Genomic DNA, 14,515 nt, shown 5'->3' on the forward strand with positions numbered 1-14,515 from the left:
TATTTCTAAAAAATGGCCTCTCGATCTGGATGACCGTTCGCAGTTGATGGGAAGCTTTTGGAATTCACGCACGCCCATTCAACAATTGGCCAAGCTAAGATCCTGAAGGCCGTAATCAAGAGAAAGGCAACCAGCACACAAAATAAAAAGCGTAGGACTAAGATCACCAGCAAACTGGGCCCCAAAAGCATCATCAGAGCTGTATCTTCAAAAACCGAGTGAAATAAATTAATAAAAACCAAGGCACTTAAAGCCTGCATCTTATTTACATGGCCAGCCTTTACCTCTTTGATCATTAAACCACCACCAAAACCTAAGCCTAGGGTTAATCCAACAACCATAATTGTCGAAGCATTTTCATCTATCTTAATTAAATTCAAAAAAGGCCGCATACAAAGCGCTATAAGCCTTTCAATGCCGACGATCTTGAGGATTGCCAGCGCCGTTAATAACACAATTATCACAATTTGAATAAAGATCAGACCTTTGACTTGATCCACACTCCATTCGAACCAAGATGGCGTAACTTGAAATTCTGGTAGATGTATCATTGCTTTATGTTGCAATAAATCAAAGTTTGTTAAAACTTGATTCAGTAAAAAACAAAAAATAACAGCCGTTAAAACGCGCAAGCAGACAACGAAAATTATTTTTGTACCCGCCTGTCGAGAAATCACAGCCTCAACTGGCAAAGCATGGGCGAATAACATGAAGCTCGCAAGTATACTTGTTTCAGCGACACTAAGGTCGCTGATCATGTCAATAGATGCCAGAACGATCAAGCCAGCATAGGGGTTTGTGAGCATTGTCGTTGTCAGTACAATAGACAACGCGGTAGGCAAGCCAATAAATTCAGTGATCGGTTGGAGCCAAATATCAAGAATATCCACAGCACCCAAGTCTTGCGCAATTTTTACCACGATCAAAGTAGGAATCATTACGCGAAATAAGGACCAGGAAACTGAAACGATGTCCTCAGCCAGTTCTTTGAGATCAATCGAAAATAAGGTCATTTCTCTTTTGTCACGAATGTTCCTATTTATGAGCCGTGTTTCTAAACCTAAAAGCACAAGCGCTTAAAAATTATTACGAGATGTTTCAAGCCTTATACTTTACGATAATGCAGTTATCTGCGAGCTTATGAATCACTATTGGTTAAACTCTCCTAAGTTAAACCTCATTTAACGGGATTGGGAGGATTGCTGGCGCTTAATATATTAAATTTTAATTTATTAACTTCTTTTGGAGAAAACTGCAAAAAACGAAAATAAAACTCTCATAACGAATGGCTTAGCCCCCTAAAACCATGCCATCAGTTAATGGTCACAGGAGGTTTTAAGGATGGCACGGAAACGGTATTCGGACGAAGATGCTCTAAAGGTTTTGCGTGAGATTGACGTATATTTATATGATGGTCTGGATGTCGTGAGTTCCTGCCGTAAGGCTAGGATTTCAGATAAGACCTATTACCATTGGCGTAAGAAGTTTGGCGGTTTAGTACGCTCCCAGCTTTCAGAGATGCGTGCTCTTCGTAAAGAGAACGAGCGTTTAAAGGAGATCCTCACAAAGCTGCAGCTCGACAAGCTGATCCAAGTAATTGGATTTTAAAGCGGTTCAAAGCGGCGGCTAAGCGCCAGATGTTATAGTTTGATCGGATTTACGGTGGCGATACTTATTTTCGATCACCAGCGGCCGCCTAGCAGCGTTAATTAGAATGAGTTTTACGCAAGGTCAGTCTTGGCAACTGCTAAATTGGACAGCAAACTCAAATTACGATCGGGGTTCAAGATAAGAGGAAATTAAGATGGCAATTATTGCAATGTGCATGCCCATATTGGCCGGCAAAAAAGAACAATGGCAAGCAATGATGGATCAAGTAACCAATGATCCAAACTTTGCAGCATCAAGAGAAGATGCAGGCGTACACGAAAGATCATTTTTGCAAGAGACACCAGCCGGTGATTTTGTAATCTTAACCTTCGAGGGACACGACCCTGAAGCGAGTTTTGCTAAGATAATGCAAAACATGCCAGCAGACTTTGCGGAATTTGCAAAAGATGTACACGGGTTAGATGTAAATTCTCCACCTCCACCAATGCCAAAACTTGTTTTCGACAGTAGAGGTTAAGAAAGTCCCCTCCGCCTTGTGCGAAAGGGGCATAAAAGGAGCGACTCATGGCATATGGACGAGTTGTGAACGTTGAATGTAAATCTAAAGAAGATTTGATCATGTTTAGAAATAAGTGGTCCAAGTGGTGGCCTGATAACGTGCATAACGCGCTAAGCAGAACCAGCATCAGAACATCAGAAAATTCACTTTTGCTATTGGCGACTTATGAAACTGAAGAAATCGCAGACGAGGCAAAAGCCATTATTGAAACCTTTTTTGAAGCTGTGGCAGAGCATGTGCATGATATATTCGCATTTCATGGCGAAGTGATGGATGATCGGCCTAATGCAGTTATGGAATAAAAAGAGAAATGCAGATGCCAGACACCAGAGTTGTAAATAAAGATGAGCCAATAACAGGTGGATGCCTCTGCAAAAAAATAAAATTTCTATCTGCCAGTAAACCTAAATGGATTTCTATCTGCCACTGCAGAATGTGCCAAAAAGCATATGGGAATCCCTCAGCAATTTTCGTAGCTTTTGAAAAAGGTTATCTAGAATTTGTATCTGGATCACCAAAATTTTATAAATCTTCTGATATTGCAAAAAGGGGTTTTTGCTCAGACTGCGGCAGTCCGGTAATATTTTCCTACGAAACTCTAGATGCAGTTTTTGTTGGAACCCTCGACGATCCCGAAAATTGGCAACCAAATGGCTGTCATCTTGGGATTGAAAGTCAAATACCGTGGGAAATAATACATGATAGCTTACCTCAATATCGAACCGAGGACGATCCAGAATTCAAGGAAGTTAATTCCAAACAATAAAAAACCCCTGCAGAGCAAAAAACTGTCTGGGTCGTAAAAATCGTAGCTGGGATTGTCTCCCCCCTGCAACCCGGTAGTTTTTAAAAACATCAGTTTTGGAAGAGACAAGAAATGAAATATTGCGGATTGAGAAAGAGCATATTGGTACAAAATAGACGACAATCATTCAGGTTCTTTTACGCTTTATCCAGATAAAAAAGCCTATTTACGAGACATGGCTGGATTAAATGAATTTTGCGGAAAAGCCACATCAGACGGCATTACAATGGTCGATTTGGTAGAGAGAACGGTACTAGGAGAAAATTGAGTGCCGAGACCGAGCTATAAACAAAAAAAGCCCCCGCAGAATTGACTGAGGGGGCTGTAAGAACAGTATCTGAGGGCAGGTAGGAACCGAGATACTTTCGTCTTGCAAAGTTTAGGCTTTGAGAACAAAGGTAGAACATGGTGCTGCTTTGGTCAATATGAAATAATCACATTGTTTTAAATTGTAGGTGCGGACACGTCGGAATTATCGCTGTGAAGGAGCTGATTGATGTGTTTGGGGGAGATATTGAGCTATTAATTATTAATTTCAGTAGGCACCTTAACAGCGACGCTCACAGGCACCTGCTTGTCCATCGTGGATACTCAATGCGCTAGGGGCGTAGCATTATCGCCTCTCGGCATCACTTCATTAACTATACCAGTAACTGGGCGACAAAGGCCGCTAAGTAATTCTTTCATTTTAAGAGCCTTTTGTTACGGTTTGGAAAACTAAAAAGGAGAGATGCAAATGAGCTTCAGCGAAAAAATCCAAGCCGTTATGCTAAATTGGAATGAAGAAGAATTTAAAAAACTTCACGATCCTGAGTTCATGTTCATTCGGGATACCGAACTTATAACGATGGATGATTGGATAACTAATATGGAAGAGTTTTCATCAAGTGGAGCCTATGCAAAAAGGCAAGACCAAAGCCGTAGAACATCCTTAGTTCACGAAAATAGACAAGTTACCGAATGGCGTTGGGAAGAAGGCGATGAACTGGTTACGCACGTTTGCATGAAGAAAAAAGGGCGTGCTTGGCGTTCAATAGTTTATCGAGAAACAATAGAAGATTTCAAAGAAACTTTAAGCTGATTACTTTCTATGCCCGAGCCAAACCGCAAAGGCACCTGTCTGGGCCTATAATGCCGCTAAGTAATTCTTTCATTTTGGGAGCCTTTGGTTAAATTTTATTTGCTAAAAATTTTCAAGAGGAAGAACAAAATGCCAAGCATGTTAGTCACAGTAAAAATCTCAAAAGGTTTTTAAACTTGGACCAAGATGGCAAAAAAAATGGAAGAGTTTTCTGGATCAGAAGGAGCAAAGATTATTTGGGCTGCCACCAATCCAGATGAAACTTCCGTCTATGTAATGATGGACGTCCCAAACCCTGAGTTCATGCAGACATTTGGGCTTAGAGAAGATGTCAAAAAAGCCCGTGAAGAAGCAGGCGCTGATGTCTCATCGACCACAATTATTACGCCAATCGGTGATTACTGGTTGGGTTAAAGCCTATTTCTGAGGAGAAAAATAAAATGGGTATGCGATTTCTAGCCTCGTTTAAAAAAACGTGCAGTTTTGAAGATTGGCTAAAGCTAGTAGACAGCCTCAAGCCGCAAATGGACAAACATGGATTAAAGTTAATTTTCGCAACTGAAAGCGAGGACGGCACTTCAATCTATGATGTTGGAGAGGTTGCAACTATGGAAGGCGTTGAAGCATTTATTTCTGATCCAGAGGTAAGACAAATGCGCATTGATGCTGGCGTTGACATCGACAGTCAGGAAATAATTTCTGCTGTAGGAAAATTTAACGTATTTTAATTAATTACTTCTCATGCCCCAGCCAAACCGCAAAGGCACCTGTCATGGCACCCGTCACAGTCGCGTTCAGCGCAGTGGCTTGGGATGTCACGGCTCTGGCGGTAGCGTCATAAACCAGTTTAAGGCGTCCAGATATGCGTAGTACATCACGGCCATCATAACGCGCGGCAGTAGTTTCCGCACCAATATGCGTTCCCTCGCGTTTCATGGTGAGTAGCTGGCTGACTTTCTTAATAGGTCAGCCGATTTTTGTTTCCATTAAATAGCTGGGGTTATTACCTTAAACTATTGGGGATTGAACTCAATTATTTCACAGTTTTGAGGCTTAATTCCTGTCAATGCTCGAATGAAGTTACCATGAGAAACAATTGCCGTAGAGTGAATACTTTCACGCCTGATATATTCGGCAAACCCGTTCGCTCTCTCCATCAAAACCTCTTCAGGCTCAACTGCAATCCCTCGGTGATCTTTTTCTCCGTCATGCCACCAACATTCATCCAAATGATCAAAACTCAGATGGGGAAACTCTTTTATAAGTTTATCTGGCGGGCTTCCTACATCGCAGCTGTTGACGAGTTGCTCACGTACTACCGCGTTAATTTGAAACGGCAATCTATTTTCAAAAATCAATTGAGCGGTTTGCAATGTCCTAGTGAAGGGCGAAACGATAAGGTGTTTAATGTCAAGTTTTTCAACTTCAATTCGAGCCTGCTTAGCCTGAGCTTCTCCAACTTCTGTAATAGGAGCGTCGAATATCATGGGGTCTGGCTTATTTGGATCGTGAACCGCATTGAAGGCTGATTGAGCGTGTCTAATGAGATAAATTGACATATTTGATATTTCCTAGCGCCAAGAGATTGCTGTTTTGAATAAGAGAGTTTTGCCTAGGAACTTAAAAAGCCTGAGCATCATCCGCTCCCACCTGCGTTACGAATGTCATCAAAAAAAATTCTATCAGGACTGTGCGCATGGGTTTAATTTTCTTTCACCATCTCTTCAGCTGTTTTGTCAGTGATTTTGTCATGCGCCATATATATGGGCATTTCATTGGGTAATGTATTCATCAGCGTATTAAACCCAACTTTGTCCAAGTGATCGATGATAGCGTCCTCATCTTCCGCATACCAATGGCAAAAGAAAAAGTCGTCATTTCCGCGCCAATGACTCAACATTTCCGCTTTTTCACCTTTCATCATTTCAAAAATCTGACGATCAGTCATGCCTATTGAAGCATCTTCAAAAGCCTGCTTTGCATCGTCGTCGAAAAATGCATGCGTACACATAAAATGTTTCTTCATTATATCCCCCTGTTTGGCTCAGGATAACACGAGCCAAAAATATTTGGAGTCTCAAATGTCTCAGAAAGCCTTACACAATCCTGCGGCATATGAAGATTAGAAGGTGATCGAAACTCAAGCCGACTTTTTAAAGTTGTCAAAAAGACCCTTGCTGTGGTTTCCTAGAGTTATCTTTTACAAAAGAGAGATTGAAATGGCGAAGTATGCAGTTCACACAAAGTGGTCTTGGCCAGAAGGCGTTCCAAGCGCAGAAACCATGCAAGAATGGCATCGTGAGCATAGATCAAATACTAAAGCAGAAGACATTATCTGGTTTAAGGTTGATGAAAACACGCATCAGTCAGTTATTATCTATTCTTCTGAGGCAGACGCTCAGGAAGAAAACGCAAGGCGTCAAGAAATGCGCAAACAAACAATTAAAGAAACTGGTCACTCAATGGTTGAAGAAACTATGGGACCAATTCTTTCTATTATGTCTGAAGCCTAATCCACCGATTTTAACTCTGGTTATCCCATAGGCTCGTTGGTACGGTCATATCTTCTGCGCTCATTGCCCAAGAGCCATGGCCAGCGCCATCGAACCATCAATCTTTGCGCAGCTTTTTGATTTATGCAGCTTGCGGTTGCCCGCGGGATCGCTTTGCTCAAGCGCTCCAGATTCTGCCATGCGCGTTGTCAAACACATCCAGAATAAACTTGCGCTGGAACTTCATCAGCTTGATCGGCTGACCAACTTGAGCGCCCTCTGGGAATAGACAGTAAGCCTCAATAAATACACAAATCTTTTGGCCGCATGTCATTTTGGTATTATCTTTCGTGGCGTAATATTTGACAGAAACGGATCACTGCTTTTCTATGATTGAAGTCACAACTAGGGAGAAAAAAATGTCATACTACACAATTTCGCACTGGGAAGCCGATGAATGGACACATGAAATGGAAGCAATTGCTAAAGATAAATTTGGCCCAATGATTATGGCTGTGGGTGCTAGTTCAGTCGATTTTGTTAAAACCGGGGACAATACAATGTGCGTTGTAACCAAGTATAAAGATGAAGCAACTGGAACGGCTGCTCTGGCAAAGATTGCTGAAATTCGAGGTCAAGCCGCATCAACGCTGCCGGTCAGGATGGTTTCTGACGTTAAAGGTTCTGCATTCGTAAGTATGTAATTTAATGAGCGGGCTGAGCGATCAGCCCCTTAACGCCAACAGCCATTAAAGCCGATCTAGCCCCGCCCTCAACAGCGCTAGCAGTATGGCTGGGATTATCGCAGACAAGAGTTGCACGGTTATCGCTACTCTGTGCTCCTCCCTGATTACATTGATATCCTTGATAACTAGTTGTCAGAGTTATCACCCCCTCACACGCAACTTATGAAACCCAAACAAACTCAGAACACCAGACGGCCAGATCGCGGATTTTGTGGTGGGTTATTTTGTGGCGAGTTAATGTAATGCTAATTGGTCGCATTACCTAGCGTAAACTTTATGTATATCAGAGTGACCGGGGGTTAGGTTCAACGGTGTCTGGAGTTCATCGGGATCGACTTTTTGTGTAGCCAACAGGGAAAGATGGTGGCCTACCCCCACCAGAAACCTTTTACACCTCAGTTTTATTGAGCAGAAGCCAAATTCTAAATAGAATGAAACATAACAAATCGATGATAAGGATGTAAAAGCCCAGCATCATACGATGAAAATGATATTTTAAAGTTTCTGAACTATAAACTTGCTCTTCAAAATTACTGAATGCTGACCATGCGATACCATTGGTTAGTAAAATATAAAAACCTGCAAAAACGCTTATCAGCCAAAGCCAGGCCACTGCGAGATAAATATTTTGAGAGATAGTCAACATAAAACAAGCCTAGCTCTGGTTCGGCGACAGTAAATGAAAATTCAGTAAAAGGGCGTTCAAAATTTTCCGTCTGGAAAGATCAAACGTAGAAGCTCTTCTTCAAACGGTTCCGCTTCACTCTGTGCTTCTGCAATGATCTTTTTTGTTTGCCACTCTGAATGAGACAGGTTCCCCCATCCAACGCATTCATCTGTGAGTGAGCGCCCACAGGTACATTTTTTTTCCATCGCTATTTTTCCAACTTTTGGGTGGCTAAACCCAATATCCCGTTAAGATCAAATACGGCTTTTTTATTTTGAAAGCAATCTGTAGCACTTTATGTTTCGGAATGAAGACGAAAAAAAGGCTGGCCACTCAAACCCAGAATTAGCCAGCCAGTGGGAACATGTCACTCCATAATGCGAGGAGGCATTATGAACAGAAGGCTTCGGCTGGCTTCCCCAACCATTAGCGAAGGCCAGCCCGTGAAACATTTACTGGTAATAAACGCTTCAGTTTTGAAGAGTGCCTCGTCTATCTAAGTTTCAAAACGTTACCTAACGTCACAATTTTAAATTTCCATCAACTTGCTTAAGTTTTGATCACTAGTCTTGTTCTAAAATTGGTGCTGTCAGACTAATTAGCCCAAGCATCTGCCCTTTGCCTTTAAACCTTGTTTGCGAATTTGGGGACAAGCCAGTTTGACCGATAGCAGACAGTTTGATAACTTTCCTCGCCGGCAATAAATATAAATTTCAATCAAATTGTAAAAAGTTCAATTTCCAGGGTGTTTTTGAAACCCGTTTTGAAACTCACGTTTTTTTCTAAAAATAATATAATGAAAACAATGGGTTAATTTTTACTATGTATTTGTGGAAATCTCACATAAAGCATAACTGCAAGTTGGAGGATCTCGGGGCTGGTTTTGAAATAGCGCAAAGATACAGTATTGGGCATGGCTGAATAGCTAATTTCCAGGCCTTCTAGAGGCAAGGAGGTTTATTCTGACAGTACCGCCGACGGGCTTATTGTGAGCAAAGTGATTTATTCTGAAGGAGCCTCGACGTACCCCCACTCTCGGCAGAATACAACTCACGCAAAGTATTTTTTTGTACTTTGCCCATGGTATTCCTAGGTAAGTTCGTCAACACAACATACTCACGCGGTCTTTTAAATCCCGCCAATTTATGGTCAAGTTCTGCTTTGATTTGATCTATATCTAGTCCGTCCCCGCAAGGCACAATCGCTGCGATAACACTCTCTCCAAAGTCAGGATGCGGCACGCCAAAAACGGCGCTTTCATCGATGCTAGCCAGATCGTCCAGCAAATCTTCAATTTCTTTGGGATAGATGTTGTACCCGCCCGAAATGATAATATCTTTGGCGCGTCCCACGATCGACACACGGCCATCAGCTTCTTTAGTACCTATGTCACCAGTTACGAAAAACCCATCCTCGCGCAGTTCTTCGGCCGTCTTTTCTAGCATGTTCCAGTAACCCTGAAAAACATTGTCACCGCGCACTTCAATGATCCCAATCTCACGGACGCCTAAACTGGCGCCTGAACCAGCATCGGTGACTTTGACCTCTACACCAGGCAGGGGGTATCCAACAGTCCCAGCAATACGTTCGCCTTTATATGGATTTGAAGTGATCATGTTAGTCTCTGTCATACCATATCTTTCGAGAATCCGATGTCCCGTACGTTCTTCAAATAATCGATGCGTTTCTGCCAAAAGTGGTGCAGAACCTGAGATAAACAACCGCATGGTCTTGCAAAGTCCTCTGGTGAATTCGGGTGATGCCAGAAGGCGCGTGTAGAAGGTTGGAACGCCCATCAGCAAGGTGGACCTTGCGATTTCAGCTAACAACACATCGACGTCAAATTTTTCAATAAGCCGCACCTGCGCTCCTGCTAAAAGACTGGTATTTAGCGCAACGAAAAGACCATGTGTGTGAAAGATCGGCAGAGCGTGCACAAGTTTATCTTCTTTGGATATGTGCCAAAGATCCTTCAGAACCTGTGCGTTCGAAAGAAGATTTTTATGAGACAGCATCGCGCCCTTCGAACGACCCGTTGTGCCAGAGGTATAAAGCAGCGCAGCGAGGTCATCTTCTCTTCGTGGAACAGTGACAAAATCCTCAGGTTGTTGATCCGCCGCTTCAGAGAGTGATCCCCCGGAAAGACCGAGGGTCAGTAAAGCTGCACCGATGTGATTGGCCAACACTGAAACTTCGGCTTCATTTTTTGGATCGCAAACAATTACAGCTGGCTTTGAATCGTGAACGAAATAACTCAGTTCATCAAAAGTGTAGGCATTGTTTAGCGGTAAATACACACCGCCGGCCTGAATAGCAGCTGCATAAAGTGCTAGCGTTTCGCGGGTTTTAGGTGTTTGGACAACAATCCGATCGCCTGGCGTCAAACCTGCAACAACGATAGCTTTTGCCATTTGCGCCGCTCTTTTCAGAAAATCAGCATAACTAAGTTCAACGCCGTCATCGCACTTCAAAAACGTTGAATGATTTGTGGCGTGAGGCGCAAAAAGTGCCTCATATAACGTGTTCGTCACATTATTTTTCCATTGTTTGAATTGTAAAGTCGGCTCGCGCCATAGCCAGCACCTCTTTGGTGGCAGAAACTTTGCCGTTGCGCACAAAGTCTTCATGATTGAGCTCGGTTTTCGCAAGGTCATAATGATAATTTACCATGGCTCCGCTCGATTGCTTCTGTCCGTTCTCAGAAAGATCTGCGCGAGAATGAACCGCGTATATTTCGGCGCCATTTCCCAAATGGAAACGTGCGACCGGATCGAAAGGATGCCCATCGTTCCTTTTCGCAGTTGTGAGATACCGTGCGGCCAATTTAGCGACTGTATCGTCACTTGCTTGCGCCTCTAAAGCTTCACTTGCGGCAAAGCCTAGCTCAGCATCGTCCAATTTGGATTCGAGCCAAGTATTCAAGTTGGGAATAGGCGACAAGGTCACAAACTGATTTAAATTAGGCATTTCTAGAGACAGCTCCGTAACAACTTGTTTAATGAGCAAGTTGCCAAAACTAATGCCACGCAGTCCAACCTGACAGTTCGATATTGAGTAAAATACAGCAACCCTCGCGTTTTCGGGGGCAAGCGGTACACGTTTTTCAAGAAGTATGCCATCGATCGATCCAGGAACTTCACACGTCAATGCAACCTCAATAAAAATAAGTGGTTCGTCGGGCATTGAAGGATGAAAGAAAGCAAAACATCTTCGGTCGGAAGGCAACAGCCGCTTTCTTAGGTCGTCAAGATCAGAAATTTCGTGGACCGCTTCGTAGGCAATAATTTTATCAAGAATTCGTGCAGGCGTATCCCAGTTTATTTGCTTAAGAACAAGAAAACCCAAGTTAAACCAGCTATGAAGCAAATGCCGAAAATCAAAATCAGTACGCTTAAGATCAGGATGATCTTTCAGAAAATTTAGTAGATCGATGCGCATTTTGACTAGACCCTGCGTAGCACCTGTGGGCTGGTTCAAACGTCTCAAAAGTTCTTGGCGTTTGGGTTCAGCTGCGCGGCTAAGTGCTTTATAAACATCGGTATCTTTGGCTTGAACAAAAGATTGGGCTAGCTCAGAAAGCTTCTCTGCGTCCACATCAAGCTCGGAGTTTAGGTAATCAAAAAACACCAGTTTCTGTGCGTCATCCGCCTCCTGATATCTCTTAAGGAGTGTGGACGCGATGCGATAGCCAGAAACTTCACCCTCTGCGGATAGCAGGGCATCACATAACTCGATAATTGACCTAGTATCGTCTTTGCTTCCAAACAAAGGCGCACGCCGTTGGAAAAGCTGCGTCAACAGTTCACCAAAAAACCAGTTTCGTTGCATGATCAGTTGTCCATTTGGCGACTCAGGTACGCGCCTGTGCGGTGGTAGTGCTCAACCAAAAGCTCTGTCGCGCGATCAGGATCGTGGGCCAACACCGCATTGCAAATTTCTTCATGCTCTGTGGCGATTCTTCGTTTGTCGTAGTTTGGCCCACCTGCAGCAAGATACCTATAACGGATATTAAGATCATAAAGCTGCGAACAATAGCGTTCGAGCGTTGGAAGTTGTGCATTACATATAAGAGCCATATGAAACTTTTTATGGACCACTTCAAAGTCCGGCACACCATCGGCTTGTGCTTTCTTCATACGATAGTGCGCTAGCACGAGCATTTCTTCCCAGTCTTGGTTCGCGTTTTTAATAGAGGCTCTCAACGCCACCTCTTCCAAAGTACAACGCAAAATCAGAACTTCATCAAAGTTAGCTTTACCGACAGGTGCCGCTCTGAAACCACGCTGATCCAATCTTTCAACCAACAGATCGGAAGTCAAAAGTGACAGCGCCTCTCGAATTGGGCTCGCTCCAGTTTTGAGCAAGGTACGCAATTGTTCAATTTTGAGTTTCTGACCCGGGGGCAAAGTACCTGTCAGGATCATTTCTCGTAAACGCAAATATGCATTATGTGTTGCTGATACCTCTTCAATCGTTGTCTCCTGCTCAGCCTTCATACCAAGTTTTCCATTATGTCGTAATTGTTTAGCTCAGTTCAATTGATCCAGTAGATAAACTCAAGCGCAAATTTAAAGATCCTTCATTAATCATCCAGCGGCGGATCACATAGCTACGCGCACCAGACTGATGCATCGGGTCGTCCTCGGCCAGCCTGCGTGCAGCTTTCAGACTTTCTGCGCGATAGATGATCAGACCCACGCCCTGCATGTGCTCGCCCGTTTCGTCGGACATTGGCCCGGCAAAGGCGAGGTGACCCGAGCGCTCAAGTTGCGCCTGATAAGCAAGGTGCTCCGGCAGGTTTGCCTTCACATCTTCCGGAGCTTTCGCGGGGGTGCTCTGCGCCACGAATAGCTCCAGCGCCAATGCCCCGCGTGACTTTGCTTCCGACTTGTAATCTGCCCAAGCGACCATGACTACCCTTTCTAAAAAATATCGATATTATTTGACATATGGCAAAATAATCGTCAAAATACAAGAGAACATACGAGGGTAGCTGCAATGAAATATCTGGTGGGCGAGACTTCGGAGGGAACTTCAGTCTTTGTAGTAAAGGGCGATGAAGCCGTTAACATTACGGCCCTGAACGCCGAAATCGGTTCGGATCTGACGGCGTTGATCTCGAACCCTGCTCTTGCCGATTCGGTTTCGGACCAGATATCCGAAGCGGACACAGTGCCGGTGGACTCGATCACTCCTGCATTGCCTGTCGCAGCGCCCGGCACAATCATCTGCATGGGGCTGAACTACACGGACCACATCAAAGAAGGTGGTTACGACATCCCGGAGTATCCGGCGCTGTTCATGCGGGGGAAAAACTCGATCATGGCGGCTGGACAGCCTATGGTGCGTCCTGCCTGTTCAGAGCAACTCGACTATGAGGCTGAACTGATGCTGATTGTCGGCAGAGGTGGACGCCACATCTCGGAAGATGACGCCTTGGATCACGTGTTTGGGTATACCGTGTTCAACGACGGATCCGTGCGCGACTATCAACGCAAGACGCATCAGTGGACGCCGGGTAAGAACTTTGACAACACCGGCGCGATTGGCCCGTTCACAGTGACACCGGACGACCTGCCCGATGGCGCTTCGGGCCTCAAGATTGAAAGCCGTGTCGGGGACGAAATCCTGCAAAGCTCGAACACGGCCAACATGATTTGGGATGTACGCAAGGTCATCGCAACAATTTCGGAATACACTACGCTCGAGCCGGGCGACTTGATCGCCTCGGGCACCCCTCCGGGTGTTGGCCACGCCAAGAAACCCAACCCGCGCTGGCTCAAGCCCGGTGAAACTGTTGAGATCGAAATTGAAGGCATCGGCATCTGCGCCAGCCCGATCATTGACGAAAATGACACCAACGAAAAGGTGGCCGCGGAATGAACGCCCCTACCGGAGCAGAATTGGACGCCCTTCGCGCCAAGGCCCAACAGGACCACCGCGATTTGCATGGCCGTATCAGCCGACTCTCAGATGACTCGATTGACCTGATCCTTCGCGAGGCACGCTCACATTATGCCTGGACGGACAAACCGATCCCGGATGGGCTGTTGGAGGAGATCTACGACATCACCATCAACGGCGCGACCAGCATGAACTCGCTTCCGGCTCGGTTTATCTTCGTGAAAAGTCAGGCAGGCAAAGAACGGCTGGCAAGATCGCTGAAACCTCAGAACGTTCCCAAGATGATGAAGGCGCCTGTAACAGCGATCATCGCGCAGGACATGGAGTTCTGGAAAGAGCTGCCCTTTACCTTTCCGCACGAAGACCGTCGTCACCTGTTTGAAGGCAAGCGTGCTTATATTGAGGACACAGCCAATCGGAATGCCACTTTGCAAGGGGCCTATTTCATGATTGCGGCCCGCGCGGTAGGGTTGGATGTCGGCGCGATGTCCGGCTTTTCCAACGAGATCGTAGATGAAGAGTTCTTCAAGGGCACAACTCTCAAGTCGAACTTCCTTTGCAATCTTGGCTCTGCGGATGAATCTGCGCTTTTCCAAAAGCTGCCCCGGTTCTCTTTCGACCAAGTTTGTTCTTACGCCTGAGGAGGTTTT

At 44.7% G+C, this 14,515-nt stretch carries 19 protein-coding genes and 1 pseudogene; 11 read left to right on the forward strand and 9 right to left on the reverse strand.

What is annotated here, in order from left to right; all coding sequences use genetic code 11:
* Window positions 1-5: 5 nt before the first annotated feature.
* The gene (locus tag GN241_09635; GenBank protein ID XAT57600.1) at window positions 6-1,013 is read right to left on the reverse strand and encodes a nucleoside recognition domain-containing protein; all 1,008 of its coding nucleotides are present in this window, start codon (window positions 1,011-1,013) and stop codon (window positions 6-8) included.
* A gap of 328 nt (window positions 1,014-1,341) precedes the next feature.
* Between GN241_09635 and GN241_09640 the strand changes: the two genes are divergently transcribed.
* From GN241_09640 to GN241_09670, 7 genes and pseudogenes are all read left to right on the forward strand, one after another.
* Entirely contained in the window at window positions 1,342-1,608 is a 267-nt protein-coding gene (locus GN241_09640; GenBank protein XAT57601.1) for a transposase, read from the forward strand.
* Window positions 1,609-1,804: 196 nt separating this feature from the next.
* Entirely contained in the window at window positions 1,805-2,128 is a 324-nt protein-coding gene (locus tag GN241_09645) for a hypothetical protein (protein XAT57602.1), read from the forward strand.
* Window positions 2,129-2,175: 47 nt separating this feature from the next.
* Window positions 2,176-2,472 carry a hypothetical protein gene (locus GN241_09650; GenBank protein ID XAT57603.1) on the forward strand — a complete coding sequence of 99 codons (297 nt, stop codon included), beginning with the start codon at window positions 2,176-2,178 and terminating at the stop codon, window positions 2,470-2,472.
* Window positions 2,473-2,480: 8 nt separating this feature from the next.
* The gene (locus tag GN241_09655) at window positions 2,481-2,936 is read left to right on the forward strand and encodes a GFA family protein (protein ID XAT57604.1); all 456 of its coding nucleotides are present in this window, start codon (window positions 2,481-2,483) and stop codon (window positions 2,934-2,936) included.
* Window positions 2,937-3,711: 775 nt separating this feature from the next.
* Window positions 3,712-4,056 carry a hypothetical protein gene (locus tag GN241_09660; GenBank protein ID XAT57605.1) on the forward strand — a complete coding sequence of 115 codons (345 nt, stop codon included), beginning with the start codon at window positions 3,712-3,714 and terminating at the stop codon, window positions 4,054-4,056.
* A gap of 129 nt (window positions 4,057-4,185) precedes the next feature.
* Window positions 4,186-4,470 (forward strand): annotated as a pseudogene (locus GN241_09665) (hypothetical protein).
* Window positions 4,471-4,502: 32 nt separating this feature from the next.
* Complete coding sequence (locus GN241_09670; GenBank protein ID XAT59246.1) at window positions 4,503-4,784, forward strand: hypothetical protein; 282 nt, start codon at window positions 4,503-4,505, stop codon at window positions 4,782-4,784.
* A 4-nt stretch (window positions 4,785-4,788) separates the two neighbouring features.
* On the opposite strand, the gene GN241_09675 is transcribed toward GN241_09670, so the two are convergent.
* From GN241_09675 to GN241_09685, 3 genes are all read right to left on the reverse strand, one after another.
* A complete protein-coding gene (locus tag GN241_09675; protein ID XAT57606.1) occupies window positions 4,789-4,992 on the reverse strand; it encodes a hypothetical protein in 204 nt (67 codons plus the stop codon).
* A 77-nt stretch (window positions 4,993-5,069) separates the two neighbouring features.
* Window positions 5,070-5,615, reverse strand: a complete 546-nt coding sequence (locus tag GN241_09680; protein ID XAT57607.1) for a histidine phosphatase family protein — start codon at window positions 5,613-5,615, stop codon at window positions 5,070-5,072.
* A 143-nt stretch (window positions 5,616-5,758) separates the two neighbouring features.
* Entirely contained in the window at window positions 5,759-6,082 is a 324-nt protein-coding gene (locus tag GN241_09685) for a hypothetical protein (protein XAT57608.1), read from the reverse strand.
* 103 nt (window positions 6,083-6,185) lie between these two features.
* On the opposite strand from GN241_09685, the gene GN241_09690 reads away from it, so the two are divergent.
* The gene (locus GN241_09690; protein XAT57609.1) at window positions 6,186-6,569 is read left to right on the forward strand and encodes a hypothetical protein; all 384 of its coding nucleotides are present in this window, start codon (window positions 6,186-6,188) and stop codon (window positions 6,567-6,569) included.
* 398 nt (window positions 6,570-6,967) lie between these two features.
* The gene (locus GN241_09695; GenBank protein ID XAT57610.1) at window positions 6,968-7,252 is read left to right on the forward strand and encodes a hypothetical protein; all 285 of its coding nucleotides are present in this window, start codon (window positions 6,968-6,970) and stop codon (window positions 7,250-7,252) included.
* Window positions 7,253-7,682: 430 nt separating this feature from the next.
* On the opposite strand, the gene GN241_09700 is transcribed toward GN241_09695, so the two are convergent.
* The 5 genes from GN241_09700 to GN241_09720 form a co-directional block, all read right to left on the reverse strand.
* On the reverse strand, window positions 7,683-7,940 hold the full coding sequence (locus tag GN241_09700) for a hypothetical protein (protein XAT57611.1): 258 nt from the start codon (window positions 7,938-7,940) through the stop codon (window positions 7,683-7,685).
* Window positions 7,941-8,944: 1,004 nt separating this feature from the next.
* A complete protein-coding gene (locus GN241_09705; GenBank protein ID XAT57612.1) occupies window positions 8,945-10,492 on the reverse strand; it encodes an AMP-binding protein in 1,548 nt (515 codons plus the stop codon).
* A 1-nt stretch (window position 10,493) separates the two neighbouring features.
* The gene (locus GN241_09710) at window positions 10,494-11,789 is read right to left on the reverse strand and encodes a decarboxylase (protein ID XAT57613.1); all 1,296 of its coding nucleotides are present in this window, start codon (window positions 11,787-11,789) and stop codon (window positions 10,494-10,496) included.
* Between the two features lie 2 nt (window positions 11,790-11,791).
* Window positions 11,792-12,457, reverse strand: a complete 666-nt coding sequence (locus tag GN241_09715; GenBank protein ID XAT57614.1) for an FCD domain-containing protein — start codon at window positions 12,455-12,457, stop codon at window positions 11,792-11,794.
* Window positions 12,458-12,485: 28 nt separating this feature from the next.
* Window positions 12,486-12,872 (reverse strand): hypothetical protein, encoded by a 387-nt coding sequence (locus GN241_09720; protein XAT57615.1) that lies wholly within the window; start codon window positions 12,870-12,872, stop codon window positions 12,486-12,488.
* An 87-nt stretch (window positions 12,873-12,959) separates the two neighbouring features.
* Here GN241_09720 and GN241_09725 point away from each other — a divergent pair, with 87 nt between their 5' ends.
* The gene (locus tag GN241_09725; protein XAT57616.1) at window positions 12,960-13,844 is read left to right on the forward strand and encodes an FAA hydrolase family protein; all 885 of its coding nucleotides are present in this window, start codon (window positions 12,960-12,962) and stop codon (window positions 13,842-13,844) included.
* Window positions 13,841-14,506, forward strand: coding sequence for a malonic semialdehyde reductase (locus GN241_09730; GenBank protein ID XAT57617.1), 666 nt, complete (start codon window positions 13,841-13,843; stop codon window positions 14,504-14,506). Before GN241_09725 ends, GN241_09730 begins: the two co-directional genes overlap by 4 nt.
* The last annotated feature ends 9 nt before the right edge of the window (window positions 14,507-14,515 follow it).

The organism is Rhodobacteraceae bacterium IMCC1335 (assembly GCA_039640495.1).
In the GTDB taxonomy this organism is placed as follows: Bacteria; Pseudomonadota; Alphaproteobacteria; order Rhodobacterales; family Rhodobacteraceae; genus Thalassovivens.